The organism is Neptunomonas sp. ABH4_499, from assembly GCF_056160565.1.
This window is the reverse complement of sequence record NZ_JBSWXK010000017.1, coordinates 26975-52085: the sequence shown is the minus strand read 5'-3', so window position 1 is coordinate 52085 and position 25111 is coordinate 26975. Positions and strand designations below refer to the sequence as shown.

The 25111-nt window shown below is 52.6% G+C and carries 23 protein-coding genes, 2 tRNA genes and 1 pseudogene; 11 read left to right on the top strand and 15 right to left on the bottom strand.

What is annotated here, in order from left to right; all coding sequences use genetic code 11:
• Window positions 1-57: 57 nt before the first annotated feature.
• A complete protein-coding gene (locus ACXAF9_RS15505; RefSeq protein ID WP_475075596.1) occupies window positions 58-660 on the bottom strand; it encodes a gamma-glutamylcyclotransferase family protein in 603 nt (200 codons plus the stop codon).
• Window positions 661-817: 157 nt separating this feature from the next.
• Between ACXAF9_RS15505 and ACXAF9_RS15500 the strand changes: the two genes are divergently transcribed.
• Window positions 818-2134: a peptidoglycan DD-metalloendopeptidase family protein gene (locus ACXAF9_RS15500; RefSeq protein ID WP_475075595.1), complete on the top strand. Its 1317-nt coding sequence runs from the start codon at window positions 818-820 to the stop codon at window positions 2132-2134.
• Here ACXAF9_RS15500 and ACXAF9_RS15495 read toward each other — a convergent pair.
• The 9 genes from ACXAF9_RS15495 to znuA form a co-directional block, all read right to left on the bottom strand.
• Window positions 2113-4005 carry an alpha/beta hydrolase family protein gene (locus ACXAF9_RS15495; RefSeq protein ID WP_475075594.1) on the bottom strand — a complete coding sequence of 631 codons (1893 nt, stop codon included), beginning with the start codon at window positions 4003-4005 and terminating at the stop codon, window positions 2113-2115. The genes ACXAF9_RS15500 and ACXAF9_RS15495 overlap by 22 nt on opposite strands.
• Window positions 3971-5125, bottom strand: coding sequence for a pyrroloquinoline quinone biosynthesis protein PqqE (gene pqqE, locus ACXAF9_RS15490; protein WP_475075593.1), 1155 nt, complete (start codon window positions 5123-5125; stop codon window positions 3971-3973). The genes ACXAF9_RS15495 and pqqE overlap by 35 nt, the downstream gene beginning before the upstream one ends.
• The gene (pqqD, locus tag ACXAF9_RS15485) at window positions 5122-5397 is read right to left on the bottom strand and encodes a pyrroloquinoline quinone biosynthesis peptide chaperone PqqD (RefSeq protein WP_475075592.1); all 276 of its coding nucleotides are present in this window, start codon (window positions 5395-5397) and stop codon (window positions 5122-5124) included. Before pqqD ends, pqqE begins: the two co-directional genes overlap by 4 nt.
• The gene (gene pqqC / locus ACXAF9_RS15480; RefSeq protein WP_475075591.1) at window positions 5394-6158 is read right to left on the bottom strand and encodes a pyrroloquinoline-quinone synthase PqqC; all 765 of its coding nucleotides are present in this window, start codon (window positions 6156-6158) and stop codon (window positions 5394-5396) included. Before pqqC ends, pqqD begins: the two co-directional genes overlap by 4 nt.
• A gap of 10 nt (window positions 6159-6168) precedes the next feature.
• A complete protein-coding gene (gene pqqB / locus ACXAF9_RS15475; RefSeq protein ID WP_475075590.1) occupies window positions 6169-7089 on the bottom strand; it encodes a pyrroloquinoline quinone biosynthesis protein PqqB in 921 nt (306 codons plus the stop codon).
• Window positions 7090-7208: 119 nt separating this feature from the next.
• The gene (pqqA, locus tag ACXAF9_RS15470; protein WP_084332595.1) at window positions 7209-7280 is read right to left on the bottom strand and encodes a pyrroloquinoline quinone precursor peptide PqqA; all 72 of its coding nucleotides are present in this window, start codon (window positions 7278-7280) and stop codon (window positions 7209-7211) included.
• 465 nt (window positions 7281-7745) lie between these two features.
• Window positions 7746-7832: transfer RNA gene (locus ACXAF9_RS15465), tRNA-Leu, on the bottom strand.
• Window positions 7833-7950: 118 nt separating this feature from the next.
• A tRNA-Leu gene (locus ACXAF9_RS15460) sits at window positions 7951-8037 on the bottom strand.
• A gap of 71 nt (window positions 8038-8108) precedes the next feature.
• Entirely contained in the window at window positions 8109-9137 is a 1029-nt protein-coding gene (znuA, locus tag ACXAF9_RS15455) for a zinc ABC transporter substrate-binding protein ZnuA (protein WP_475075589.1), read from the bottom strand.
• 114 nt (window positions 9138-9251) lie between these two features.
• Here znuA and ACXAF9_RS15450 point away from each other — a divergent pair, with 114 nt between their 5' ends.
• From ACXAF9_RS15450 to ACXAF9_RS15435, 4 genes are read left to right on the top strand one after another with little or no spacing between them, the layout of a single operon-like run.
• Window positions 9252-9743 carry a Fur family transcriptional regulator gene (locus ACXAF9_RS15450; RefSeq protein ID WP_475075588.1) on the top strand — a complete coding sequence of 164 codons (492 nt, stop codon included), beginning with the start codon at window positions 9252-9254 and terminating at the stop codon, window positions 9741-9743.
• Window positions 9740-10525 (top strand): zinc ABC transporter ATP-binding protein ZnuC, encoded by a 786-nt coding sequence (gene znuC, locus ACXAF9_RS15445; protein WP_475075587.1) that lies wholly within the window; start codon window positions 9740-9742, stop codon window positions 10523-10525. The genes ACXAF9_RS15450 and znuC overlap by 4 nt, the downstream gene beginning before the upstream one ends.
• Window positions 10526-10573: 48 nt before the next feature.
• A complete protein-coding gene (znuB, locus tag ACXAF9_RS15440; RefSeq protein WP_475075609.1) occupies window positions 10574-11368 on the top strand; it encodes a zinc ABC transporter permease subunit ZnuB in 795 nt (264 codons plus the stop codon).
• Between the two features lie 5 nt (window positions 11369-11373).
• Entirely contained in the window at window positions 11374-12726 is a 1353-nt protein-coding gene (locus ACXAF9_RS15435; RefSeq protein WP_475075586.1) for an MATE family efflux transporter, read from the top strand.
• 38 nt (window positions 12727-12764) lie between these two features.
• Here the strand turns inward: ACXAF9_RS15435 and ACXAF9_RS15430 are convergent, their stop codons facing one another.
• The 4 genes from ACXAF9_RS15430 to prlC form a co-directional block, all read right to left on the bottom strand.
• Window positions 12765-14660 carry a methyl-accepting chemotaxis protein gene (locus ACXAF9_RS15430; RefSeq protein WP_475075585.1) on the bottom strand — a complete coding sequence of 632 codons (1896 nt, stop codon included), beginning with the start codon at window positions 14658-14660 and terminating at the stop codon, window positions 12765-12767.
• Between the two features lie 113 nt (window positions 14661-14773).
• Window positions 14774-15364 (bottom strand): DNA-3-methyladenine glycosylase I, encoded by a 591-nt coding sequence (locus tag ACXAF9_RS15425; protein WP_475075584.1) that lies wholly within the window; start codon window positions 15362-15364, stop codon window positions 14774-14776.
• A 31-nt stretch (window positions 15365-15395) separates the two neighbouring features.
• Window positions 15396-15656 carry a YheV family putative zinc ribbon protein gene (locus ACXAF9_RS15420; protein WP_475075583.1) on the bottom strand — a complete coding sequence of 87 codons (261 nt, stop codon included), beginning with the start codon at window positions 15654-15656 and terminating at the stop codon, window positions 15396-15398.
• Window positions 15657-15722: 66 nt separating this feature from the next.
• Window positions 15723-17744: an oligopeptidase A gene (gene prlC, locus ACXAF9_RS15415; protein WP_475075582.1), complete on the bottom strand. Its 2022-nt coding sequence runs from the start codon at window positions 17742-17744 to the stop codon at window positions 15723-15725.
• A gap of 222 nt (window positions 17745-17966) precedes the next feature.
• Between prlC and ACXAF9_RS15410 the strand changes: the two genes are divergently transcribed.
• Window positions 17967-18509: a gamma carbonic anhydrase family protein gene (locus ACXAF9_RS15410; RefSeq protein WP_475075581.1), complete on the top strand. Its 543-nt coding sequence runs from the start codon at window positions 17967-17969 to the stop codon at window positions 18507-18509.
• Here ACXAF9_RS15410 and ACXAF9_RS15405 read toward each other — a convergent pair.
• Complete coding sequence (locus tag ACXAF9_RS15405; protein WP_475075580.1) at window positions 18479-19696, bottom strand: sigma-70 family RNA polymerase sigma factor; 1218 nt, start codon at window positions 19694-19696, stop codon at window positions 18479-18481. The genes ACXAF9_RS15410 and ACXAF9_RS15405 overlap by 31 nt on opposite strands.
• Window positions 19697-20173: 477 nt before the next feature.
• On the opposite strand from ACXAF9_RS15405, the gene ACXAF9_RS15400 reads away from it, so the two are divergent.
• The 5 genes and pseudogenes from ACXAF9_RS15400 to ACXAF9_RS15380 all read left to right on the top strand — a co-directional run bounded on the left by ACXAF9_RS15400 (window position 20174) and on the right by ACXAF9_RS15380 (window position 25110).
• Window positions 20174-21079: a choline ABC transporter substrate-binding protein gene (locus ACXAF9_RS15400; RefSeq protein ID WP_475075608.1), complete on the top strand. Its 906-nt coding sequence runs from the start codon at window positions 20174-20176 to the stop codon at window positions 21077-21079.
• 166 nt (window positions 21080-21245) lie between these two features.
• Window positions 21246-21514: pseudogene (locus ACXAF9_RS15395) on the top strand (ABC transporter permease subunit); the annotation flags it as partial.
• Between the two features lie 107 nt (window positions 21515-21621).
• On the top strand, window positions 21622-22011 hold the full coding sequence (locus tag ACXAF9_RS15390) for a CBS domain-containing protein (RefSeq protein WP_475075579.1): 390 nt from the start codon (window positions 21622-21624) through the stop codon (window positions 22009-22011).
• An 88-nt stretch (window positions 22012-22099) separates the two neighbouring features.
• Window positions 22100-23800, top strand: a complete 1701-nt coding sequence (locus ACXAF9_RS15385) for an Hsp70 family protein (RefSeq protein ID WP_475075578.1) — start codon at window positions 22100-22102, stop codon at window positions 23798-23800.
• Window positions 23800-25110: an RDD family protein gene (locus ACXAF9_RS15380; RefSeq protein ID WP_475075577.1), complete on the top strand. Its 1311-nt coding sequence runs from the start codon at window positions 23800-23802 to the stop codon at window positions 25108-25110. Before ACXAF9_RS15385 ends, ACXAF9_RS15380 begins: the two co-directional genes overlap by 1 nt.
• Window position 25111 lies beyond the last annotated feature (1 nt).

The window sequence follows — 25111 nt, the reverse complement described above, 5'->3', positions numbered from 1 at the left end:
CAGGAAAATGGCTACTACTTTAGGCCTGCCACTTTGTGGTCAAAAATCAATCAAGTTTTATCCAGCGTAGCCTTTCTTAACACACACGCCTGAGTGGGCGACCGCCGACAGATAAGGCTCTAGCGTTTTAACATCGATCTCTGGCTGCGCACGCGGGTAACGTGGCGCGTGACGATCATTCATTAAGGCCGTTTGCCACCCCAAGGTGGTCTCCACAAACTCCGTTGCAAACGCATGGCTGATCGATAAACAGCCGGCCAAAATCACATCGGCATAGCTCAATACAATGGGGGCAGCCTCATGCGGATCAATGATGGCGTCTTTGTAGTAGATCCAGACAGGACGCGACAGATCGCACTCCCCATCAACCGTTAAAGCACTGGGGTCCACCTGGGTACGACGGTAACCAAACTCTCGCTCATCAAAGGCTGCAAGCTCACTGGCAGGCACCTCAACCAATACGCCATTGGTGACGCCATGAGTGCTTTGCGTGACCGCCACCGTGCTCAACGTCAGTCCTTCGCCTATGGTTGACCAATGGCGCTGATAGCCCTTTACCCACGCGGGGCGTGCTTGTCCGGTTTGGCCTGTTACCGAGCGACTAATGGCATTAATTAAGCTGCCATATCCAAACAGATAGTGCGTTTCCTGAACATTCACTGAGTATGCACCTTTCGAAATCGTGTAAACCACATCAAAAACCTGAGATAAGCCAATAATTATACAGATGTTTACGCAACAAACTTGGCTTTAACGGGTCAATACGCTACCTTTATCAACATACTTTGTACGTACTTATTCATCGGTATTGTTATCTATGCGCCCATTTTTCAAGGTCGCGGGGAATTTCTGGAAGCAGTTACCTTCCATTCACCGCAAAATCATCGCTATTACCTCCGTTTTTGTCGCATTTTTATTTGTATTAGGTGGCTTTGATTCAAAACAACAAGATTTAGAGCTGACCATCGCGCCACTGCCGCCGATCAGCGAGAAGCCGCTAACCGAGATCGAAACGCAAAAAGCGGCCAACGTAGAAGATTATTTTTACACCATCGACACAGGCGACACCCTAAGCCAGATTTTTAACAAAGTGCGCCTCCCCCAAGCCGATATGTACAGCGTACTGGAATCGGACCTTGCGGTACTGGCACTGGATACCCTAAAGCCTGGTAACCACCTACGCTTTTGGGTCGATCGTCAAAACAACACCCTCGAAAAGCTCGAGCTTGAGTTTAGCCCTGCCCACAAAGTGACCTACGCGCGCATTGGGGATAAAGGCTTTGAATACAATGAAGAGATCCTCCCTGGGGTTTGGGAGCAAGAGATTGTCGCGGGCGAAATTAACGGCAGTTTCTATCAATCCGCTCGCAAGGTCGGTATGAACGCCAACGAGATCATGTCGATCTCCTCCTTGTTCAAAGACCGCATGAACTTTAATAAAGGTTTCCGCCGTGGTGATACGTTTGAGATCATCCGCTCGCGCCAGAGTGTGAATGGCGTTGAAACCGGCGATTCTAAAATTGAGGCAATCCGCCTTAACAATCGCAGCCGCGAGCTTACCGCCTTCCTTTATAAAGACAGCTACTACGATAAAGACGGCAACGGCATGGAGCGCGCGTTCTCCCGTACCCCGCTGCATGTAAAGGCACGCATCTCGTCCAAGTTTAATCCAAAACGCCGCCACCCAGTGACTGGGCTGATCCGTCCACACAACGGTACTGACTTTGCTGTGGGCATTGGCACGCCGGTCTACGCGACAGGTGATGGCATCGTGACCGAGGTCGTAAAACACGCCTACGCCGGTCTCTACATCAAGATTAAGCACGGCCAAAAATACCAAACCCGCTATCTGCACTTGAGCAAAGCGCTGGTGCGTAAAGGCCAAGCCATCACACGTGGTCAGAAGATTGCGCTTTCAGGTAACTCGGGGCGCTCGACAGGTGCGCATTTGCACTACGAATTGCTTGTGAATAACCGCGCAGTCAATGCCATGGGCGATGATGTACCGATTATGACCGAGATCGACGGCAGCGAGCGTATAGCCTTCAACAAGCTGGTGAAAGATCAGCTCAACAGCATGAGCCAAACCAAACTGGCGATGCTGAGCGGTGCTCAGGCATCCACCGAGCAGTAAAATCGATGTTCGCGCTCTAGCGCATCGATCTGGTTCAGAGGGGCACGAAACCCGTGCCCCTCATCCTCGTAATAATGCACCTCTACCCGCACGCGATGCTGAAGCAATCGCACCATCTCTCGGGTTTGCTCTGGCACCACCACGCGGTCTTGCTCCCCTTGTAAAAACAGTACGGGCACCGTAATCCGGTCGCTGTGGGCAAACGGCGCTCTGGCCGCGTACAAACCCACATCCCGATACGGGTCACCAATCAACCAGTCCAGATAGCGCGATTCAAACTTATGAGTCGCCTTAGTCAGTGCCAACGGGTCGGTTACCCCGTACAAGCTGGCCCCTGCAGCAAAGCGGTCGGTGAAAGCCAACGCCGCTAAGGCGGTAAAGCCACCGGCGCTGCTGCCACGAATAAACACACGCTTAGGGTTCACCCAACCCCGTGCAATCAGCTCATCCACCATCCACTGGCAATCCTCGACATCGCTGATACCCCATTGGCCTTTGAGCGCCATACGATAGTCACGCCCATGACCGGAGCTGCCTCGGTAATTGATATCCACCACAGCAAAGCCTTGGCCTGCCCAGTATTGAATTTTGGGGTTTAAGACAGGATAGGTGCAGGCGGTAGGCCCACCGTGCAAAAACACCACCAAAGGCGGTGGTTCACCCTCGGTGTTCTTGGAGGGCGGGTAGAAAAAACCATGTACCGATTCGCTTTGATGCGTCACCGTGATGGAGATCGGCCTTGCGATATTCGAGGCAGCTACCGAGACGGCATTGTCCGTTAGCAGCGTAACTGAGCCTGTCTGTTTTTCCACGGCTATGATGTTTGAGAGCGCCGTTTCACTGGCGGCCACCGCATACAGGTGCGTCTTGGAGCTGGCCAGCGCACTGAAGTGCTGCCAATCGGTGGCAAACTGACCGCTGACGCAACCGTCTGTGACCGCCACCAACACACCTTGCGCTTGCTTAACCGTAATCACGTAAGCGGATGCATCCACTTGTTCTGGCGTCAGGTAGCTCACTTGCCCTACCTGCCAAGGGGATGAGGCGCAATCGGCCTCCACACGCCACACGGGCTCAAGCGCTTGATCGTGATAACGATACAGATTCCACCACCCCTCATGGTCCGATATCACCCAGCGCTCACCTGTGTGTGTGTAGCGCGGTTGCTGTAACGCCATCGCCTGATCAAACCCAGCAAGGCCGTGCGTTTCAACAACCTGGCCCTCTGGCGATAAACGGGTTTCCAGCCAATGCGTCGCCGTCCACGGCTGATTCGGGTGCTGCCACGCAATAAAACTCACATACGATCCACAAGGCGATACCGCCACACCGCTGTAAAAGTCATAGCCCTCGTGCAGTACCGTGACCTCCCCCTTCTCGAGGGAGATTTTCACCAGCCGGTTTTCAGGCTCTTGGTCTTCTTGGTGGGTCTCTTCAATGGCGATGATCGCTTGATGTGCTTGGCAGTACATAGGCTCGGCAAAACGGCTGTCGGGCCGGTCCGTGAGCCGGTCAGGGTGTGTATCTACAGTACTTTGCAGGTACAGTTGCTGATCTTTTTGATGTACAAACACCCACTCATCGTCACTGATCAAGCACCAAGATAAGCCACCATATTCGTGCACACGCGAGCGCACTTCAAAGCCATCCGGTGTTAAGCAGGTAAGTGAGTGATCCTGAGCGTTTTTACGATACAGGCGGTTGATACCGCCCTTGCTTGGCTCGTAAGCGATCCAGTACAGATCCCCGCGCTGATTGCAGGCGAGCTGGGCGTAAGTGGTCATACCTTCGACCGCCATCGCGGCCGAGAAACGGGTGGCGGGCTGATTCTGCGAATCAGCCTTTGCAGAAGACTCGAGAGTTGCGTTCATTCCTAAAGAGCAATTCCTGTGTAATCGGCGATTCGGCCTCGGTACGTGCTTGCTCGATCATATGATGATCGGCCGACTTTCCGCAAACAGGATCGGCTTTATTGGCATCGCCGGTCAACATAAAGGCTTGGCAACGACAGCCACCAAAGTCCTTTTCTTTCTCATCGCACGAGCGGCACGGCTCTTTCATCCACTCATAACCACGGAAATGATTAAAGCCTGGGGATCGACCCCAAATTTGATCCAGCGGCATATCGCGTACATTCGGGAACTCGATCGGCAGCATGCGCGCGCTGTGACACGGCAAGGCCTGACCGTCCGGCGTGACCGTTAAAAACACTTGGCCCCAGCCGTTCATGCAGGCTTTTGGGCGCTCTTCGTAGTAATCCGGTGTAACAAAGATCAGCTTGATCGGGTTACCGGCGGCGGCCAGTTTTTCGCGGTACTCATTGGTGATCCGTTCGGCACGCTCTAATTGCGCGCGTGTCGGCATCAGTTGCTGGCGATTTTCAAACGCCCAGCCGTAGTACTGACAGGTGGCAAGCTCTACGTAGTCCGCTTCAAGCTCTACACACAGCTCTATGATGCGATCTATCCGATCAATGTTGTGTCGGTGCGTCACAAAGTTCAGCACCATGGGGTAACCCTGCGTTTTGACCTCGCGAGCCATCTTGAGCTTTTGCTCAAACGCCTTTTTCGATCCGGCCAGCATGTTATTGACCGACTCATCGCTGGCCTGAAAGCTGACTTGAATGTGATCCAAGCCAGCCTCTTTAAAGGATTCAACTTTGTGCTCGTTAAGCCCCACACCCGAGGTAATCAGGTTGGTGTAGTAACCCATCTGACGCGCTTCGCGAATCAGCACATCTAAGTCTTTACGTACCAAAGGTTCACCGCCCGAAAACCCCAGCTGCACCGCGCCCATTTTACGGCCTTGTTCAAACACCTTGACCCACTCGTCGGTGGTCAACTCGGTGTCATTAAACGCCGCAAAGTCTTTAGGGTTGGAGCAATATGGGCATTGCAGCGGACACTTGTAGGTTAGCTCCGCCAACAGCCATAACGGCTGCCCATGCGTTTTAGGGGGTTGATTGGGTTTACCTTGGCACGCACCACTCATGCATTCACCTGACGAATCCAGTGTTGGTTGAGCGCATCGTCCATAAACGCCAACACATCTTCATCCACCCCGCCGGCATCTGGAAACTGCTCGTTCAGGTGCGCGATGATCTGATCGACCGAACGCTCACCATCTACCAGCGCCAGAATCTCCCCGGCTGGGCCGTTTAATTTAACCATCCCCTCTGGATACAGGAGGACGTAAGACTGCTGCGCTTCTTCCCACTGGAAGCGGAACATAGTTTCCAGCGCGGGCACATCGTTGCGGGTCATAGCTTTAGTCCTTTGTGATAGACCTTTTGATCGGTCACTGTGTGGTACGGCGGGCGATTCAGCTCGTACGCCATGGTCATCGCATCCAACATGCTCCAGAGCACATCCAGCTTAAATTGCAGAATTTCGAGCATACGCTCTTGCGCTTCGCGAGTGGTGTAATGATCCAACGTGATGTGCAGGCCGTGCTCTACATCGCGGCGCGCCTCAGTGAGTCGCTGGCGGAAGTACTGATATCCTTCCTCCTTGACCCAAGGGTAATGCGTCGGCCAAGTGTCCAAACGGTTTTGGTGAATCGTCGGTGCGAATAATTCTGTTAGCGACGAGCTGGCCGCTTCTTGCCATGTCGCTCTACGGGCAAAGTTCACATATGCATCAACCGCAAAACGAACGCCAGGTAATACGTGTTCTTGCGATAACAGTTCATCTCGCGTTAACCCCACGGCTTCACCCAAACGCAGCCACGCCTCAATACCACCAATGGCACCGTCATAGCCATCGTGATCCAAAATGCGCTGAATCCACTGACGACGGGTATCACGATCATCGCAGTTGGCCAGAATCGCGGCGTCTTTTACCGGAATACTGACCTGATAATAGAATCGATTCGCCACCCACCCGCGGATCTGCTCTGGCGTACACTGTCCATCGTACATCGCAACATGGTATGGGTGTTTGGTGTGATAAAACTCACCTTTCGCTCTTAAGGCCGCTTCAAATTCGTCGCGGCTCATAGGCGCTTTGGCTGATGCGCTGCTCATCACAGGCCTCCTATAACTCGATGCGCATACCATCGTATGCGACTTCAATGCCTTTTTGCGTTAAGGTCGCGCGCTGCTCAGAATCTTCATCCAAAATCGGATTGGTGTTGTTGATGTGAATCAGCACTTTTCGTGGTTTATCCAGAGTATCAAGGTAGGCCATCATGCCGTTCTCGCCAGATTGCGGCAGATGCCCCATGGTGACACCGAGCTTATCCCCAACACCTGCGACGATCATCTCATCCTCTTGCCAGAGCGTGCCGTCCACCAGTAAGCAATCGGCGTTCGACATCAATGGGTGAAGGTGCGCATCAACTTTGCCAAGACCTGGGGCATAAAACACGGTTTTGCCGGTTTCGATGTCTTCCAGCAAAATACCGATGTTGTCACCCGGATGTGGATCATTTCGGTGTGGCGAATACGGCGGTGCACTGCTGCGCAGTGGGATGGGCGTTAAACGAATGCCCGGGACTTGATCCACAACAAACGAGTTATCGGCTTGATCAATCGGAATCGTTTTGCGGTTAAGGCCACCGTTCCAATGCTCCAGCATGTTGAAGACGGGGAATCCGGTGGTCAGGTCTTGATACACCATGTCTGTGCACCACACATCGTGTGGGCAACCTTCACGCAGCATCAAAAGCCCAGTGGTGTGATCGATTTGCGAATCCATTAACACAATGGCCGCGATGCCAGTGTCACGAATCGCACGCGCTGGCTGCATCGCTTTAAACGCTGCAAGCTGGGCCAAGATATCCGGTGAGGTATTAAACAAAATCCAGTCTTCACCGTTGATACTGGCTGCAATAGAGGATTGTGTGCGCGCTTTGGCGTTTAACGTACCGTCGCGAAAGCCTTTGCAGTTGGCGCAGTTACAATTCCATTGAGGAAACCCTCCGCCTGCCGCGGAACCTAAAACCTGTATTTTCATATAAGACTCGGTGCTCTGAAGAGTGGTGGCGCTCGTTATTATTATAGTTCAGACGCCGGGGAGCATGACCCGGCATCTGAAGGTAACACCTCAAAGGTGCTAGTAGAGAGATCTCTCTATTAACGGTTTGCGAAGTACATTGTTACTTCGAAGCCGATACGCAGGTCTTGATAAGCTGGTTTAGTCCACATAATGACTACCTCTTTTGTTGTTATTGAGTAATGCTTGTGTCCGAAGACTTACTCAATCATAGAAAAGGTGCATGAACCGACATATGGTACTTTGGAACGAAAACGTCTAAAAACGCCTCACCCCTCCGAACTAGTTTTAAAGCCGATTACGCGCTGGTGTTCTCTTATAGAGCCTAGACCGACTTTTCTAGTTCCGAAAGGATGTGCCTCATTTCAGCGATTTATCAGTAACAGAGCGTTTACGATCAAGGTGTTACAGCGCTTAACGGCTCGTTACCAACATTGCGCCACCAATGGCAACAAACATGAGGCGTTTCCTAGGTGTTTGTTAAGAAGCTTCGACAAGATATGATCGAACGAGCAAGAAGCATAGCGCAAACCCAATGCATTGGATATACATCCACTTATCCACAAGTGTGAACGATCTATGTAGGGTATTAATAAAGGGGATAGAGAAGATCCGATTGGTGCAGATGGGGAGACTCGAACTCCCACGCCCGTGAAGGCACCAGCACCTGAAGCTGGCGTGTCTACCAATTCCACCACATCTGCGTCGGCATGTGTTTTATGAGCCATCGCTCAGTGCCTTTCGGCGAAGAAGACTTTCAAACTGTTCAGAGAATAGATCGCTAAAAGCGTTTCAATCTGCAGCACCAAGCGCTAAACGACTTGGTGCAGATGGGGAGACTCGAACTCCCACGCCCGTGAAGGCACCAGCACCTGAAGCTGGCGTGTCTACCAATTCCACCACATCTGCTCGAAAGTGGGGCGCATTATATAGCCCCATTTGGGGTTTGTGAAGCGTTTAACCCACAATTTTTACGCTTTTTACGATTCTTTCAGGCATTCCAAAATAGGCGTTGCGAAAGAGCGGTAAAACGCTGTGATGGCGCCCTTTCCTGGCGTTACAGACTGACCCAACGGGTCGAGCTGAGCGACCTTCGCTTGGCTACCTGACACAATGCTGTTAACCACGGAATCGTTAAACTGCGGCTCACTGAACACGCACTTAGCTTCTGCACCGACCACTTGCTCGCGAAGCTCCGCCATATGACGCGCACCTGGCTTTTGTGATGGGTTAAGAGTGACAGCGCCTTTAAAGTTTAAACCATAGTGCTGAATAAAGTGCTGATACGCATCGTGGAACACCACAAAGCCCACCTCGTGTACCGGCTCAAACTCCGCTTTTAAGGATTGATCGAGCGATTTAACCTCCGCCTCGATGCGCGCGTAGTTGTTATCCAGGGTCTCGTGCCACCCTGGGTGTTGCTTCTCGAGGGCTTGTTTTATCTTGCCGGCAATTTCGAGGGCTTCGTACGGGTCCATCCATATATGTGGATCAACGCCGCCGTGATCGTGTCCATCGCCGTCATCGGCGTGGTGATCATCATGATAGTCGTCGTGATCTACCTCTTCGCCATGATGATCGTGCTCATCGTGGCTGTCGTGCTCGGCATGCTCGGCTTCGTGATCGTGATCGATTTCAGCGTGCTCCGCATCCAGCAGCGTTAAAACGCGGTCGGCTTCCAACCCGCTTAACGGCTTTTCAAGAAAACGCTCCAAGTTAGGACCAACCCAGACGGTCAACTCCGCTTCTTTTAAGCGGCGCATATCCGACGGTTTTAATGCGTATTGGTGCGGAGAGACCCCCGCCGGCAACAAACTTACAGGTTCACTGAGGCCTGCAAGGAGGTCACTGGCAATCAGTTGCAAGGGCTGAATGCTGGTAACCACAGGATGTTCAACCGCGTGTACGCCTGCGCTGATGCCGAAGCATAACACACCAGAGAGATAGGCAGGACGTAACACGAAACCTTTAAAACCCGCATAAAGCGCAGGAGACCCTAACAAATGCATGGAGCAAAACCTTACATGAGATTGATTATTGTTATAATATAACAGAACACATTTAGGCTGACTAGAGCCGCTGGCCGTGCTTCAATGGTCCTACCTAAAAAGATGTATTGAGTTATGACTGATTCAGAACTGGCTTTTAAGCCCGAGCACAACCACGATCACTGCATTCATCAAGCGTTGAGCGACGCACAAGCCCTGTGCAAAAGCCGCCAACAGCGCTTAACCCCGATTCGTGAATTGGTACTGCAACTGATCTGGCAAAGCCACAAACCCTTAGGTGCGTACGACCTGCTGCCGGCCATTGCCGAAGCCGGGTTTAATTCAGCGCCACCGACGGTGTATCGCGCGTTGGACTTCCTGCAAGAGCAAGGACTCGTCCACCGCCTCGCCTCGTTGAACGCGTTTATTGGGTGCTCGCACCCTGAACACCGCTGTAAAAACAGCTTTTTAATCTGTACAACGTGTCAAAGTGTGATGGAGCTCGAAGCGGCCAGCATCCACCAGAGCATTCACGATACGGCCGCTGGTGTGGGCTTTAAGATCAGTTCCGAAACGGTAGAGATTGCAGGTCTTTGCCCTGCCTGCCAAAAGGAAAACGCTGAATGAGCACACCGGTTGATATCATCCGCCTAGAGGATGTTTCCGTTCGGTTTGGCCAAAACACGGTGTTGGATCAGGTAAACCTGTCCTTGCACCGCGATTGCATTACCACCTTAATCGGCCCCAACGGCGCCGGTAAAACGACTTTAGTCCGAGTTGTACTGGGCTTGATCAATCCTTCCCACGGGAAGGTTTGGCGCCCAGATGGGCTTCGGGTTGGGTACATGCCCCAAAAACTGCTGATTGATCGCACCTTTCCACTGACCGTAAAACGGTTTCTGGAAACCGCACGCAAAGCGTCAAAGCCTGCCATTGATCAAGCGCTCGGCTCGGTGAATGCCGACCACCTGCTCAACCACTCGCTACACGATCTCTCCGGTGGGGAAACACAGCGGGTCATGCTGGCACGCGCCCTGCTTCAAGACCCTGAGCTTTTGGTCCTCGATGAGCCTGTGCAAGGGGTGGACATTAACGGTCAGATTGAGCTGTACGATCTGATTGCGCGCATCCGTAAAGAGCGCCAGTGCGGTGTGTTTATGATCTCGCATGACCTTCACTTGGTGATGTCCTCTACCGATCACGTTATCTGTTTAAATCGCCATGTGTGCTGTTCGGGTAATCCAGAGCACGTCAGTAACGATCCATCGTTTATTGAGATGTTTGGTCAGCGCGGTGCCGACAGCTTGGCGCTTTACAGTCACCACCATAACCACCAGCACGATACACACGGCGATATCATTACCGATCATCCCAAACCCGATGAGTGCTGCCATACGCATCAACACTGATGTTTTCACCGTTTTGTCTGGTTTAACACAAGAGATACAACACCAATGATGTGGGATTTTTTACTCTATGCCATCCTTGGCGGACTCGGGGTTGCGATTGTCGCAGGGCCTTTGGGTGCGTTTGTTGTCTGGCGTCGCATGGCCTATTTTGGCGACAGCCTTGCGCACTCCGCTTTATTGGGTGTGGCCATAGGCATGCTGCTGGACGTTGATCTGAACATTGCGGTCATCGTCTGCTGTTTATTACTCGCGTTTGTTTTGGTCATGCTGCAACGCCAGCGGCAGATCGCGACCGATACGCTGCTCGGTATCATGGCGCACAGTACACTGTCGCTCGGGCTTGTGACCGTCTCTTTTATGGACAATATCCGCATCGATTTAATGGAGTACCTGTTTGGCGACCTGTTAGCGATCTCGGTCGAAAACCTCTTTTGGATCGGTGCTGGCGGTCTGTTCGTGTTAGTGATGCTCAAGGTGTATTGGCGCAACTTACTGGCCATCACCATCAACGAGGAGTTAGCCCAGGTAGAAGGCGTCCCCGTGGGGCGCACCAAGCTGATCTTAATGCTGTTGATCGCCTTGGTGATCGCGGTGGCCATGAAAGTCGTTGGGGTGCTTTTGATTACCTCCTTAATGGTGATCCCGGCGGCAACGGCACGACGCATCTCCCACACCCCAGAGCAGATGGCAATCTTCGCCTCCTTCATCGGGTCTCTGTCGGTCCTGATGGGGATTGCCGCGTCTTGGTATCTGGATACCCCCGCAGGGCCATCTGTGGTTGTCTCGGCGTTGACCCTCTTTATGATCGCGTTCATTAAGCCTCAACCGGCTGGGCGCGGTTAATCAGCGTGAGTCTGTTATCTCGATTTAAGCCCAACCGAGCGGATCACCGCGAGGTATGGTCTTTGGCTTGGCCAATGATCCTCTCCAACATCACCGTGCCCTTGGTCGGCTTAGTCGATACCGCGGTGATTGGTCATTTACCCGAAGGGCATTACCTCGGGGCGGTGGCGATTGGCGCGATGATCTTCTCGGTGCTGTACTGGGCGTTTGGTTTTTTGCGAATGGGCACCTCCGGCATGACCGCCCAAGCCGTTGGGGCCAACCAAGCGGATCGTAACCGAACCTTACTGGGACAGTCCTTGGTGATGGGTGTGGTGATTGGCTTAGCCATCATTGTGCTGCAAACCCCGCTGATCAATGCCGCACTCATGTTTATGGATGCGGAGCCTCTGGTCAGTGAAGCGGCGCGCGCGTACGCCGAAGTGCGCATCTACGGCGCACCGGCTGTGCTGTGTAACTACGCCCTACTTGGCTGGTTTGTCGGCAACCAAAACACCCGCATTCCGTTTGTGTTACTGCTGGTGACCAACCTTCTGAACATGGTGATGGATCTGATCGCGGTGTACGGTTTGGGGATGACCGCCGACGGCGTGGCTCTGGCCTCGGTGATCGCCGAATACGGCAGCTTATTGCTGGGTTTATGGTTTGCAAGGTCCTTGCTTCGCGACCTGGGCGGCCAATGGGTCGCGGCAAGCCTCACCAAGCTTTCGGATTACGCCGAGCTTTTTCGGGTCAATCGTTATCTGTTTGTGCGCACCTTAAGCCTGCTGTTTGCCATCGCGTTTTTTACCTCCCAAGGTGCGCAACAAAGCACCAGCGTGCTGTCGGCCAATGCGGTGCTGCTGAACTTTGTCATGATCATTTCAAACGGTTTGGACGGCTTTGCCCATGCGATTGAAGCGCTGACGGGCAAACGCTTAGGGGCCAAAGATGTGCGCGGTTTTTATCGTGCCATCGGTGCCGCCACACTGTGGTCACTCGCAACCGCCGCAGGCTTTACCCTCTTTTTTGGCGTGGCCGGCGAACAGATCATCTTTGCGCTGACCTCGCTTGAGGCGGTACGTGAGGTCGCCATGGTCTACCTGCCTTGGCTGATCTTCTTGCCTTTAGTGGGGGTGTGGAGCTTTTTGCTGGATGGGATTTTCATCGGTGCCACTCAGGTCAAAGCGATGCAAAACACCATGTTGATCTCGGTATTTGTGATCTATCTACCGCTTTGGTGGGTAACCCAGCCGTTGGGTAATCACGGATTATGGCTGGCCTTTACCGGCCTGTTTGCCGCACGTGCCATCACGGCGTTTCGGGTGAGCATGAAGCTGACGCGCCAAGAGCGTTGGCAGGAGGAAGTACGCGCGTAAAGAGGCTTTCGCTCTTACGCGCGTCAGGAAGGCGGCGATTACAGACGGAATCGCTTCACTTCGTTTTCGATTTCGCGAATCAGCGCACGCAAGGTTTCGGCTTGGTCGGCGGCTTTCACGCCTTCGTCGGCCATCGCAGAAGCCACATCGCTGATCGCATTCGTGTTGCAGCTGATCTCTTCGGTTACCGAGGTTTGCTCTTCGGCGGCCGAGGCGATCTGAATCGCACGGTCCGAGATCTCAGCAATCGCTGAAATGATCTTCGCTAAGCTGTCACGCGCAGCGTCGGCATCTTCTACACTTTGCGAAGCCATCGAATGACCACGTCCCATGCTGGCCACCGCTTGTTGCGTGGTCTTTTGCAGGGTATCGATCATGCTTTGGATCTCGCCAGTGGAGTCGTGCGTGCGTTGCGAAAGCACACGCACCTCATCGGCTACCACGGCAAAGCCTCGACCGTGATCACCGGCACGCGCCGCCTCAATCGCCGCGTTAAGCGCCAACAGGTTGGTTTGCTCGGCAATGCCACTGATGGTCGATAGGATACCGCTGATGTGATCAGTATGACGCTCAAGGTCACTGATCACATCCGTGGCACGCTTTACTTCGCTGGCCAAGGCTTGAATCGACTTCTGGCTTTTCTCAACCTGAACCTGCCCGCTTTCACTGATGGTCACTGAGTCACGCGCCGCGTGAGCTGTGCCTTCTGCGTTACCGGCGATCTCTTGGGTTGCTGAAGCCATCTCCGTTACCGCGGTGGCCACCATGTTGATCTCATCCTGCTGGACTTGGATACGCTGGCTACGGTTGCGGGCTGCATCGGTAAAATGATCCGCCGTTTGCGTTAAACGACCCGAGGTTTGGCTTAAGCGGTTAATGATCCCGTGCAGACGCTCAACAAACTGGTTAAACCCTTGAGCCAACACACCAATCTCATCACGACTGTTGACCGGGATACGAACCGTCAGATCCCCTTCCCCTTCCGAGATGTCTTTAAGCGCTTGGCTGACACGTTCAAGGTTTTTGAACATCACTTTAAACAAGGCAATCAGGATCAAGCTCATGATCACAATCAGTACAAGACCGATCACCGCTTGCTTGGCCAAGGTGGCGTATAACGGCTTCAGCAAGGTGGCTTTATCCATCACAAAGATCAACGCCCAAGAGGTGTTCGGAATGGCCGAGGCGTAAACAAAACGATCCAGCTCATCCACTTGGGTTTCGACTAACTGGTCTTCTTTGATCAGCTTCGTCAACGAGTCGCCCGCCAGCAACGGATTAACCACCGCAAGCGATTTGGACTGCAGCTGCGCATCTGGGTGCGCGATGATCTGGTCACTGCGATCCACTAAGATCGCGTAGCCGTTACCGGGTACTTCTAAACGGCCGGTACGCTTGGCAAGATTGGATAACGTCACGTTAGAACCGACCGCGCCGATCATCTGACCGCCTTTCATCACAGGCTCAGTCAAAGTGACCACCAGCTCCTGTAAGGTTTTACTGACGTAAGGTGCGGTTACAACGGGGCCTTGCTCTGCTTTGGCCGCTTTGTACCAACCCCGTTCACGCGGGTCGTAATTGCTGTTGTTCTTATCCAGTGAGGGATCTTGTCGGAACATCTCCCCCTCGGCGTTACCGTAATAGGTTAAACCGAAGCCGCCCGATTGATGGGCTTGCAGAATTTTAGGATAGGGACTCTCGGATGGATTCTCTTCGATGGCGGATTTGAGTGCGCTCATCACCTGTTGACGGTCTTTAATCCACTGTCCTACTCCAGCCCCATAGGCTGACGTAAAGTGAGAAACATCCCTATGAAGCGCCTCCATGGAACGCTCTCGGTCAACAATGTATGTCTTGATGACCAGTACGGCAACGATCACGACAACAGACAAGACACTGATGCCTAATAGGCGTGCCTTCAAGGTTAGGAACATAAAAAAGCCTCACACGGTTCAACAGTTATTGTTCTGTCTATATCGGCAAGGTTAGTTCAAGAATGAGGAAAAGGTTAATTCTTAAGCAAAATAAATTCGTGAAGATCACCCTCTTACACAGGCGACCAGTCCTTCGCTAAGTCTTGACACACACGGTACTGCGGGCAGGTCACTTCGTGATCATTCACCAAGCCCATCGCCTGCATAAAGGCGTAGCAGATGGTTGGCCCAACAAAACGCATGCCGCGTTTTTTTAACGCCTTCGAGAGCGCCTTGGACTCGTCGGTTTCAGCCGGAGCATCCGCGTAAGCCGTCCACTGATTTTGGATCGGTTGATGATCGACAAACGACCACACAAAACGGGCAAAGGAGCCAAACTCCTGTTGGATCTCTAGGAAAATCCGGGCGTTTTCCACCGAGGACTCCACCTTGCGGCGGTTGCGGATAATCCCTGGGTCTTGCAGCATCTGCTCAATTTTATCTTGATCAAACGCAGCCACTTTAACCGGGTCAAATCCTTCGTAGTGGTGATGGTAGCCTTCGCGCTTTTCCAGCACAGTACGCCAGCTTAGCCCCGCTTGCGCGGCCTCTAAGATCAAGAACTCAAACAACACGTGGTCATTTTTTTGAGGCTGCCCCCACTCTTGATCGTGATACAGCGCCTCAAGCTCCGTGTGTTGCGCCCAACCGCAGCGATTGCACATCCCTTTGCTCCTTGTGTTGGCGAAAACTGAGTTAATGCTTGGTGGTGGCCGAAAGATCCACAATACGGATCGGCTGAGTTTCCGGCGTGTCCTCTTTTTGACGATTCACGCGGGTCTCCAGCTCTTCGGGTTCTGGCGTACCATCTAGGTTTTGTCCATCGACGTAATCGCAATTCACGCATTCGCGATATTCGCGAATCTCGTTGCGGTATACACGGATGCAATCCAACTCCCCGCAACGTGGGCAAACCGCGCCCGCCACAAAACGTTTGATGATTTTTTCTGTGCTCATACTGACCTCAAAGGCGCCCGAGAGCGCCCTGTGTTCATTCTGTTCGTGTGCTTACTCTATCCGTGCTTATTGTATGCCCGAATGGCGCAGCAATGCATCCACACTTGGGGCACGACCTCGAAACTCCACAAACAGATCCATCGGTTCTTTGGAGCCACCTTGCTCCAAAATGGTCGAGCGGAATTTGTGGCCGGCCGCTTCATTGAAGATGCCTTGCTCTTCAAACAGCGAGAACGCATCGGCCGACAGCACTTCTGCCCATTTATAGCTGTAGTAACCCGCGGCATAACCGCCTGCAAAGATGTGCGAGAAGCTGTGTTGGAAGCGATTAAACTCAGGGGGCGTGATTGCCGCCACCTGTGCGCGCACATCGTTTAACAAGGCTTGAATGTCGGTTTTACCCGCTTCATATTCAAGGTGCAGACGGAAATCAAACAAGGAGAATTCCAACTGGCGTACCATAAAGAGCGCCGACTGGAAGTTCTTTGCTTTCAGCATCTTATCCAACAAATCCTGCGGCAGGGTTTCGCCCGTTTGGTAATGCCCCGAGATCAGCGCCAGCGCCTCTGGCTCCCAGCACCAGTTTTCCATGAACTGACTCGGCAGCTCGACCGCATCCCACGCAACACCACTGATGCCCGAAACATCGGCAAACTCAATCTGGGTCAGCATGTGGTGCAAACCATGACCAAACTCGTGGAACAGGGTGGTTACTTCATCGTGTGTCAGTAACGCAGGGTCACTGCCCACAGGGCCATTAAAGTTACACACTAAATACGCGGTTGGCAGCTGTAACGAGCCATCCGCCAAACGACGGCGCGTGCGGCACACATCCATCCAGGCACCGCCACGTTTTTTCGCCCGCGCATACGGGTCTAGGTAAAAACGTGCAATTACCTCGCCTTCGCGTTTAACTTCAAACAGGCGCGCGTCTTTGTGGTAGGTATCAAATTCGGTGACTTCCTCAAAGCTCACATCAAAGAGTTTACCGGCGATGGTAAACATCCCTTCAAGCACTTTGGGCATTGGGAAGTAAGGACGCAGCATCTCTTGCGAGATCGCATAATGCGCTTGCTTCATCTTCTCAGAGTAGTAGGACACATCCCACGCCAGTACCTCATCAGCATCATATTCACTCTTAGCAAAGTCACACAGCGCTTGGTATTCGCTGCGTGCAACGTCCACGCTTTTCTCGGCCAAGTCCCCTAAAAAGCTCAGTACTTGCTCGGGTGATTCGGCCATTTTGGTCGCCAAGGAGTAATGCGCGTAAGACTCAAAACCCAACAAGGCCGCCAATTCTTTGCGCAAGGTCAGAATCTCGACCATGACCTTTGAGTTATCAAACTCACCTTTATTTGGCCCTTGATCAGAGGCACGTGTGGCGAACGCTTCGTACACTTCACGGCGCAAAGCGCGGTTATCCGCGTACATCATCACCGGCAAGTAAGAGGGGAAGTCCAGTGTGATCAGATACCCATCCAGCTCTTTCGCTTCAGCCGCTTGTTTGGCCGCTGCCAAGGCCGATTCCGGCAAGCCTGCTAACTCGCTCACATCGGTGATCTGTTTTTCCCACGCGTTGGTGGCATCCAGTACGTTTTCGGAAAACTTGGTGGTTAACTCCGACAAACGCTGCTGAATCTCGGCGTAGCGTTTTTTCTGATCATCCGGCAGATCAATGCCCGATAAACGAAAATCGCGCAGGTTGTTGTCGACCACTTTTTTCTGAATCGCGTTCAGTTCGGTATTGGCCACCTGCTCGTAGACTTTGAACATGCCTTCGTGTTGGCCCATCTCGGTCCAGTATTCCGAAAGCATCGGCAAACAAGCGTTATACGCTTCACGCAGCGCATCGCTGTTCACCACGCTGTTTAAATGCGACACCGGTGACCAAGCTTTGCTTAAGCGATCGCCCATCTCATCCAAGGCTTCAATTTTGCTGGCCCACGTCGACCCGTAGGGCTCTTCTGTTAGGCGTGCGACCTCTTCACGATTCGCTTTCAGGATCGCCTCAATCGCAGGCTTGATCATCTCAGGCGTAATCTGGCTAAAAGGCGGCAGCAAAGCGTTTTGTTGCAGTGGACTGGTCATGATTCGTTTCCTTTTGGTTCAGGCAATCGCGTGCACCGATCGGCTCTTGATCTATGGATACCGATTTTCATTACCTTCGGTACGACCCAAGAGCCTTGGTGGATTTAGTATACAATGAGGCTGCAATTGTGGAATGCAAGCGTAAAGCGCCTGTCAAAGTGAATAGACCAAGCCACAAACCGAAGATTCGATACGTTTCATAGCGACCAACAAGGAGCCAAGATGAAAATTCGTCCATTTCAAGGTCACACCCCACAACTGGGTGAGCGGGTGTTTGTTGATCCATCGGCCGTCGTCATTGGGGATGTCGAGATTGGCGATGACAGCTCCGTTTGGCCCTTAGTTGTGATCCGCGGCGACATGCATCGCATCCGCATCGGGCAGAACACCAGTATTCAAGACGGCTCGGTGTTGCACATCACACACGCAGGTCCTTTTAACCCGGACGGTTACCCACTCACCATTGGCGATTACGTGACAGTGGGCCACCAAGCCACCTTGCACGGCTGCACCATTGGCGATCGTGTGTTGGTGGGCATGGGGTCGATGGTGATGGATGGTGCGGTGGTCGAGTCCGATGTGGTAATCGGGGGTGGCAGCTTAGTCCCGCCTGGTAAGCGCTTAGAAAGCGGTTATCTGTACGTTGGGCGCCCTGCAAAACAGGTACGCCCCTTAACCGAGAAAGAGATGAGCTTTTTCACCTACACCGCCAACAACTACGTGAAGCTGAAAGATCAACACTTATCCGAGTTTTGGGCGGAGTGAAATTGATCTAACTTTTTAAGGGATTTTTTCTCGATCTGCCGGACACGCTCGATGCTTAAGCCGAGCGTTTCGGCCACCTCTTTTAAGGTGAACTCCTTGGCAAAACCAGCCCCAAAACGCATCGACAGCACCAGCTGTTCGCGCTGATTTAAGATCGAGAAGCGTCGCTCAAACTCCGCTTTTTGATCCGCCTCGATAAGCGGAGCATCGGTGCGTTGGGACACATCTTCTATGTCCACACTGAACACTTCATCCTCGTCGTAACCGGCATCGCGGATCGGTACCGCCACATCCGGAAAGGCTTCGATCTTTTCAAGCTGGGATACCGGTACGCCGCACGCATCCGACAACTCAGCTAAGGTCGGCTTACGCCCCTTGGCTTGCCAAAAACGGTGCTGCGCATCACGAATCAGGCTCATCTTTTCCTGCAGATAGCTTGGCCGCGCGATGATCGGGTATTTACGCTGCAGCGCGCTTTTCACGGTGTTTTGGATGGTCAGTAGCGCGTAGGTCGAAAACCGGAACCCCTTGGTAAAGTTGAATCGATCCGCCGCTTTGATCAATCCGATGTTCCCCTCTTGGATAAGATCGCTGTAGGGCACGCCCAAACGGCTGAATTTAGCCGCCACCGAGAACACTAAGCGCAGGTTCGATTCAATCAGGCGGTTTCGAATCCGGTTGTAACGGGCAATCGCTTTAAAGCCGACGCTCCCGGGGGTGGCTTCTCGCTCGCACAGATGCACAAGCTCCGAGCGGCTGATCGAGAGACTGCTCACAATCGAGACCAGATTAAACTGCGCATTGGTGATGTCGTCCGCTGCGGAGAGGGTCAAACGGTGTTGCAGCTTAATCAAATCACACGTACTGAACACCAAGTTGAGCCAATAATCGGGGCTCATATCCATCGTCCAACGCTTCGACGTTTGACCGTCTTTGTTTTGGAAACCGTACAGGTACTCCACTAGAAGCTGCTCCAAGGCACTGACGCCCTGCTCGGTGTTCAACAATGGATACAGCATGTCGCGAAGCGCTTGGTGAATCTGATCCCCCAATGCACGCTCATCATCGGCGCTCAATAATGAGAAGCGCCCCACTTGGGTTTTGTAGATATCAATGGACTGGCGGATCTCTTGAGGCGACAAGGCGCTTTCCCAAGACTCTGCACTCCACTCGTTTAGGGTCTGCATGATGATCTCCCACTCATTATGCTTATCTACGCTTAAACGAGAAAAACCGATGACCTTGATCGACGTGCCGTTTTTAAGGCCAATCCAAACGACATTGGGTTAGGTTTAGGCGACATTTTTCAGCCTGAAAGCCTGTTGAAACGAAACCACACATTGGTAATCACGACGTGAATAAACACCAGCAACGCAATCAAACCCTTTTTAAAACAGCCATCTAGATCACAAAAAAGTCCCTGTGATTTTGTACACCTCTTAGCTGATCACGACACTTGGCTTAATTTTGACTTTAACCCCGCAGTCCGTATGTTTATGAATCATTCATGGCATATACAGACGTTTTTGGTTAGCGTACTAGAGCGGTGCGAAAAAACGAGTTTTTACAAGCATAAAATCGCATCGCTACTACACTTAAAAGCACTTACCAATCAACGAGGAAGATGCATGAAAACGTTTTGTAGCCGGTTTTCGACCGCACTGATGATGACAACGACCTTAGTGGCCGGCTCTCAGGCATATGCGGCCGATTGTCGAAACGTTCGATTCTCGGATGTCGGATGGACCGACATCACAGCCACGACCGCACTGACCAGCGAGCTCCTGCGGGGCTTAGGGTACGCGCCAACCACTCAGATGTTATCGGTGCCGGTGACGTACAAGTCGCTCGCCAACGGCGATATTGATGTGTTTTTGGGTAACTGGATGCCAACCATGGCATCGGACATTGCCAAGTACGAGCAAAACGGCTCGGTCGAGACGCTGCGCGCCAACCTAGAAGGCGCTAAGTACACACTCGCGGTCTCGAAGAACGCGTGGGATGCAGGGGTGAAAGATCTTTCAGATTTGGCCACCAATGCCAAATCGTTCAAGAACCGCATCTACGGTATTGAGCCTGGTAACGACGGTAACCGTTTGATCGACGATATGATCAAAAACGATGTGGATGGACTGTCGAAGTTTACCCTGATCGAGTCCAGTGAGGCGGGTATGCTCTCGCAAGTGAGCCGCACGGTGAAACGCGATCAATGGGTTGTGTTCTTGGGTTGGGCACCGCACCCGATGAATAAAAACTTCGAGATTGAGTATCTCACAGGGACAGACGATTACTTCGGTCCGGATTTTGGTGGCGCCACGGTTTACACCAACGTTCGCCGCAACTACACCAACGAGTGCAAAAACGTTGGCAAGCTACTGACCAACTTAAGCTTCACGCTTGAGATGGAAAACGATGTGATGGCCGCCATTCTGGATGAGGGCAGAAAACCTGAAGCCGCTGCAAAAAGCTGGCTGACCGCCCACCCAGAGGTTCTCAACACCTGGCTTGAAGGCGTCACAACGCTGGAAGGCGGTAACGGATTGGAGGCGGTTCAGGCTTACCTGAACTGATCACCATGACTCAGCGCACATCGATGGGGACTCCCCTCACCTAACGTGCCCAGTCCAACCTTCGGTTAGGGCTGCGGCGAACTGCGCCCTAACAGAAGGTCTTGATATGGATTGGCTTACCTCGCAAAAAACTCCCGCTTGGCCAGTGGATGGAATCCCTTGTGGATTGGTAATCACAGCCACCCTGTTATCCGTGGTGATCGGCATCCCGATTGGTTTCGTAGCCGCGCATAAACCTTGATGTACACCGCCCTGCGCCCGGTGCTTGATCTGATGCAAACCATCCCAACCTTTGTGTATCTAATCCCAACCTTAGTGCTGTTTGGTTTAGGGGTTGTTCCGGGCCTTATTTCCACCATCATCTTCGCCATCGCCGCCCCGATTCGCCTAACCTATTTGGGCATCAGCAAAGTCCCGCACGATTTGGACGAAGCGCTTAAAATCGGCACCCACATTGCGATCATGGAATCGGCTAAAATCATCCAACACGGCAAACCAGAAGAGATCGTCCTCAAACCCAACAGCACTATGTCCGCCGCTTTGTGGCACACACCAACCCACTTAACGTACTGCGCGGCCACTCGCTGATGACCCGCCTAAGCCATCCGGTAACGCCCGATGTACCCTATCTTTTGGATGCCGCGAATCAAACCTGTCTGGTCAGCGATACGCTGGGGCACTTAAGCGCCGTCCATAAAGGCGAGGCGTTAAGCTTACTGCACTGGCACGAGGGGGAATCGATGGAAGCGATGAACCCAAGCACCTTGGTGATTGCACCGCCTGATATCTCGATGCGCGATGCCATCGAGATCCGTTACCGCACAGGACTGCCCATTCTGCTTGGAACGGGTAACGATCTGGTTGGACTCTTATCCGACAAGGATTTCTACCATGCGCTTTTAGGTAAGCATTTCCAAAACCAAGTGGCGTAGATCGCTCCTTATCAATACTGCTAAACTGTCCGCACTTTAGACGTATAGAAGTGCGGCAGCCTAGCCGCCGGATAAGGACATCAAAACTATGGCTATCATCGGTATTGATCTGGGTACCACCAACAGCGCTTGCTCGGTTTGGCAAGACGGCGACTCGGTTCTGATCCCCAATAAAGCGGGCAGTTACTTAACCCCGTCCGTAGTTGGGGTGGATGACAACAAACACCTGATTTGCGGACAAGCGGCATTGGATCGTTTGGTCTCGCACCCTTCAATGACCATCGCCGCATTTAAGCGCTGGATGGGTACCGATCGAACCATCTCGCTGGATCAAAAAGTGTTAAGCGCGGTCGAGCTCTCTTCCCTTATCTTGCAATCCTTGAAAGAGGATGCCGAAGCCTTCCTTGATGAGGAAATCACCGAAGCCATCATCAGTGTACCGGCCTACTTTAATGACCTGCAGCGCAAAGCCACCAAAATGGCCGCCGAAATTGCAGGTCTTAAGGTGGAACGCTTAATCAACGAGCCAACCGCCGCGGCGTTAAAATACGGCCTACAAAATCAAGAGGAAGGCGCGCAATACCTGATCCTTGACCTTGGCGGTGGCACGTTTGACGTATCCCTTGTTGAGTATTTCAGCGGTGTGATCGAAGTTCATGCTTCAGCTGGGGATAACTATCTTGGGGGCGAGGACTTTACCAAAGTGCTGATCCAACACTTTTGTGAAGATCAAAAGATCGAAACAGCCACCTTAAAGCAAGCCGATGAAGCGGCCCTTTGGGGCGCTATGGAACGGGCCAAGCGCACCTTAACCAGTGAGCAGCAGGTCAGTGTCGAGGCGGTTATCCCTTCGCAAACCTCCGTTTGGACGCTGTCCCGCGATCAGTTTGCAAGCCTCGTCGAGCCGTTGATTCAGTGCATGCGCTTACCGATTGAGCGCGCCGTACTGGACGCAGGTTTAAACCCCAATGACATTGATGAAGTCATTCTGGTCGGCGGCGCCACGCGCATGCAGCCAATACGTACCTTAGTAACTCGCATGTTTAAACGCTTGCCGCTGTGCAATATCGACCCCGACCTTGTGGTTGCACTGGGGGCTGGCATTCAAGCCGGACTTAAAGCGAAAAGCTGTGATTTGGACGATGTGGTTCTGACCGATGTGTGTCCTTATACCTTGGGGACGGCGGTTCAAAACCAAAACGATACCACCGGCGAACAAGGCGGCTTGTTCCTGCCCATTATCGAGCGAAACACGACGGTTCCGACCAGCTTTGAGCGCAGCGTGGTAACCGCGAACGATAACCAGACCACAGTTAAGGTAGAGATCTATCAAGGTGAAAGTCGCTTAATCAAGAACAACATTTTACTGGGGACCATCGAGCTGGATGTACCACCGCGCCCCGCCGGTGCGGTATCGATTTATATCCGCTACACATACGACATGAACGGCTTGCTGGATGTGGATGTGCACGTCCCGATGACCAATAAACGTTACAGCACCCAGATCATGAACCTGACCACGGACTTAAGCCCAGAAGTATTGGCCAAGTCCAAAGAGAAGATGGCGAAACTCAAAATCCACCCGCGGGATGTGCCAGAAAATAAGGAGTTGCTGCAGCGTGCTGAAAACGCCTACGAGTCACTCCTAGGTTATGATCGTGATGAGGTCGCCGACTTAATCGAGCGCTTCGAAAAAGCCCTAGAAGCCCAGCGATCCTTAGAGATCATCCGAACGCGCACCAACCTGACCGACCGTCTTAACCGTTTAGACGATGATAGGCGCCTGTAATGGCTTGGTGGGATGTACTGGACGTACCCTCTGATGCTGATGCTAAAACCATCAAGGTCGCTTACGCCAAGCTGTTAAAAGAGAACAAACCGGATGAAAACCCATCGGGGTTTCAGCAGTTGCATGCCGCGTATAAAACAGCGCTGAAGGCCGCAAAATCGCGCGCTGCAACGCCAGTGTTCTTTGATGATGAGGCACCAACGGATGCTTTTACATTTTCAAGTGAGCCCGCCGCCTCAGAACCTGATGAAGACCAGCCTCTGTCGGAGTGGGAGCAATCGTTTGAGCGCGAGCGTAAAACCAACCGCGCGCCCAATGAAGACACTTCACCGAACGAAACACTTGAAACCACACGCAATGAAGCCCCGAAAGAGGCCGCTTCTGACGATTTAATCGATGATGAGCTCATTCTTGATACCCCTGAAGACGCGCCCACACCGGAGCCCATCCAAGAGGAGGAGGATGACTCCTGGGATGAGTATGAAGATGACGAGGAAGAACTCAGCGAGGAAGAGCTGCGAGCGTATGCCGAAGTAAACGCCTTTATTCGTAGGTGCCGCAACCTGATGGAAGATGAGCACACTGCAAATGACTTGGCCCGTTGGCAGGCGTTGTTAGACGACCCTTTACTGTACGACCTTCAATCCAAAATCATCATCAGCAAAGAGGTACTTAATCGGGCGATCTACTACACGCTGTACACCCGAGTGCTCAACCGAGACACCTTGGTGTTACTGAACCGTTTTTTCCGCTGGACCGATCAAAAGTTCGACGCCAACGACCCATCGCTGGATAGAAACCTTGATGACTTTATCGACGAGCTCAATGCAGCCATGCCCAATGAGCAAGCCGATGCACAACTGGACATCTATGAGGCACCGCAGTCCGCTCAACGCGCTGAGCCGACACTGCCCTATGCCAACCGCTTCCACCGCCTGGTCGCCTATTTGGTGGATGTGATTTTCTTTTTCACAGGTTTCGGCGTCGTCGGCCTTCTGACGGTCTTTTTACCGGACGAGTATCGATGGAGCACGCCACTGTCACTCTTACTTTGGGCCTTGGTGATTCCCATACTTGAGTCGTCTAAGCTGCAAGCAACCCCAGGGATGCTGCTGTTTAAACACAAGGTGGTGAACAGCAAAGGAGGAAAGATTCACTTCTTCCAAGCGCTGTGGCGTTTTATCTGCCTAGCCTTCTTTACCGTAACCGCCAAATTCACTTTTTTCCTGAATATTTTTTTCAAAGACGATCGTGTACTCCACGACCGCTGCTCAGGCACGGCGGTGATTAAGCGGGAGAAGACCGAATGAC

Bases quoted from the DNA above. Each gene is read 5' to 3' on its own strand.
- znuA (WP_475075589.1), bottom strand. From the start codon at position 9,137: ATGCATTTGTTAGGGTCTCCTGCGCTTTATGCGGGTTTTAAAGGTTTC.
- znuB (WP_475075609.1), top strand. From the start codon at position 10,574: ATGTGGGATTTTTTACTCTATGCCATCCTTGGCGGACTCGGGGTTGCG.
- pqqE (WP_475075593.1), bottom strand. From the start codon at position 5,125: ATGAGTGGTGCGTGCCAAGGTAAACCCAATCAACCCCCTAAAACGCAT.
- znuC (WP_475075587.1), top strand. From the start codon at position 9,740: ATGAGCACACCGGTTGATATCATCCGCCTAGAGGATGTTTCCGTTCGG.
- ACXAF9_RS15385 (WP_475075578.1), top strand. From the start codon at position 22,100: ATGGCTATCATCGGTATTGATCTGGGTACCACCAACAGCGCTTGCTCG.
- ACXAF9_RS15450 (WP_475075588.1), top strand. From the start codon at position 9,252: ATGACTGATTCAGAACTGGCTTTTAAGCCCGAGCACAACCACGATCAC.
- ACXAF9_RS15400 (WP_475075608.1), top strand. From the start codon at position 20,174: ATGATGACAACGACCTTAGTGGCCGGCTCTCAGGCATATGCGGCCGAT.
- prlC (WP_475075582.1), bottom strand. From the start codon at position 17,744: ATGACCAGTCCACTGCAACAAAACGCTTTGCTGCCGCCTTTTAGCCAG.
- pqqB (WP_475075590.1), bottom strand. From the start codon at position 7,089: ATGAAAATACAGGTTTTAGGTTCCGCGGCAGGCGGAGGGTTTCCTCAA.
- ACXAF9_RS15500 (WP_475075595.1), top strand. From the start codon at position 818: ATGCGCCCATTTTTCAAGGTCGCGGGGAATTTCTGGAAGCAGTTACCT.
- ACXAF9_RS15425 (WP_475075584.1), bottom strand. From the start codon at position 15,364: ATGTGCAATCGCTGCGGTTGGGCGCAACACACGGAGCTTGAGGCGCTG.
- pqqD (WP_475075592.1), bottom strand. From the start codon at position 5,397: ATGACCCGCAACGATGTGCCCGCGCTGGAAACTATGTTCCGCTTCCAG.
- ACXAF9_RS15430 (WP_475075585.1), bottom strand. From the start codon at position 14,660: ATGTTCCTAACCTTGAAGGCACGCCTATTAGGCATCAGTGTCTTGTCT.
- ACXAF9_RS15495 (WP_475075594.1), bottom strand. From the start codon at position 4,005: ATGAACGCAACTCTCGAGTCTTCTGCAAAGGCTGATTCGCAGAATCAG.
- ACXAF9_RS15410 (WP_475075581.1), top strand. From the start codon at position 17,967: ATGAAAATTCGTCCATTTCAAGGTCACACCCCACAACTGGGTGAGCGG.
- pqqC (WP_475075591.1), bottom strand. From the start codon at position 6,158: ATGAGCAGCGCATCAGCCAAAGCGCCTATGAGCCGCGACGAATTTGAA.
- ACXAF9_RS15420 (WP_475075583.1), bottom strand. From the start codon at position 15,656: ATGAGCACAGAAAAAATCATCAAACGTTTTGTGGCGGGCGCGGTTTGC.
- ACXAF9_RS15405 (WP_475075580.1), bottom strand. From the start codon at position 19,696: ATGCAGACCCTAAACGAGTGGAGTGCAGAGTCTTGGGAAAGCGCCTTG.
- ACXAF9_RS15380 (WP_475075577.1), top strand. From the start codon at position 23,800: ATGGCTTGGTGGGATGTACTGGACGTACCCTCTGATGCTGATGCTAAA.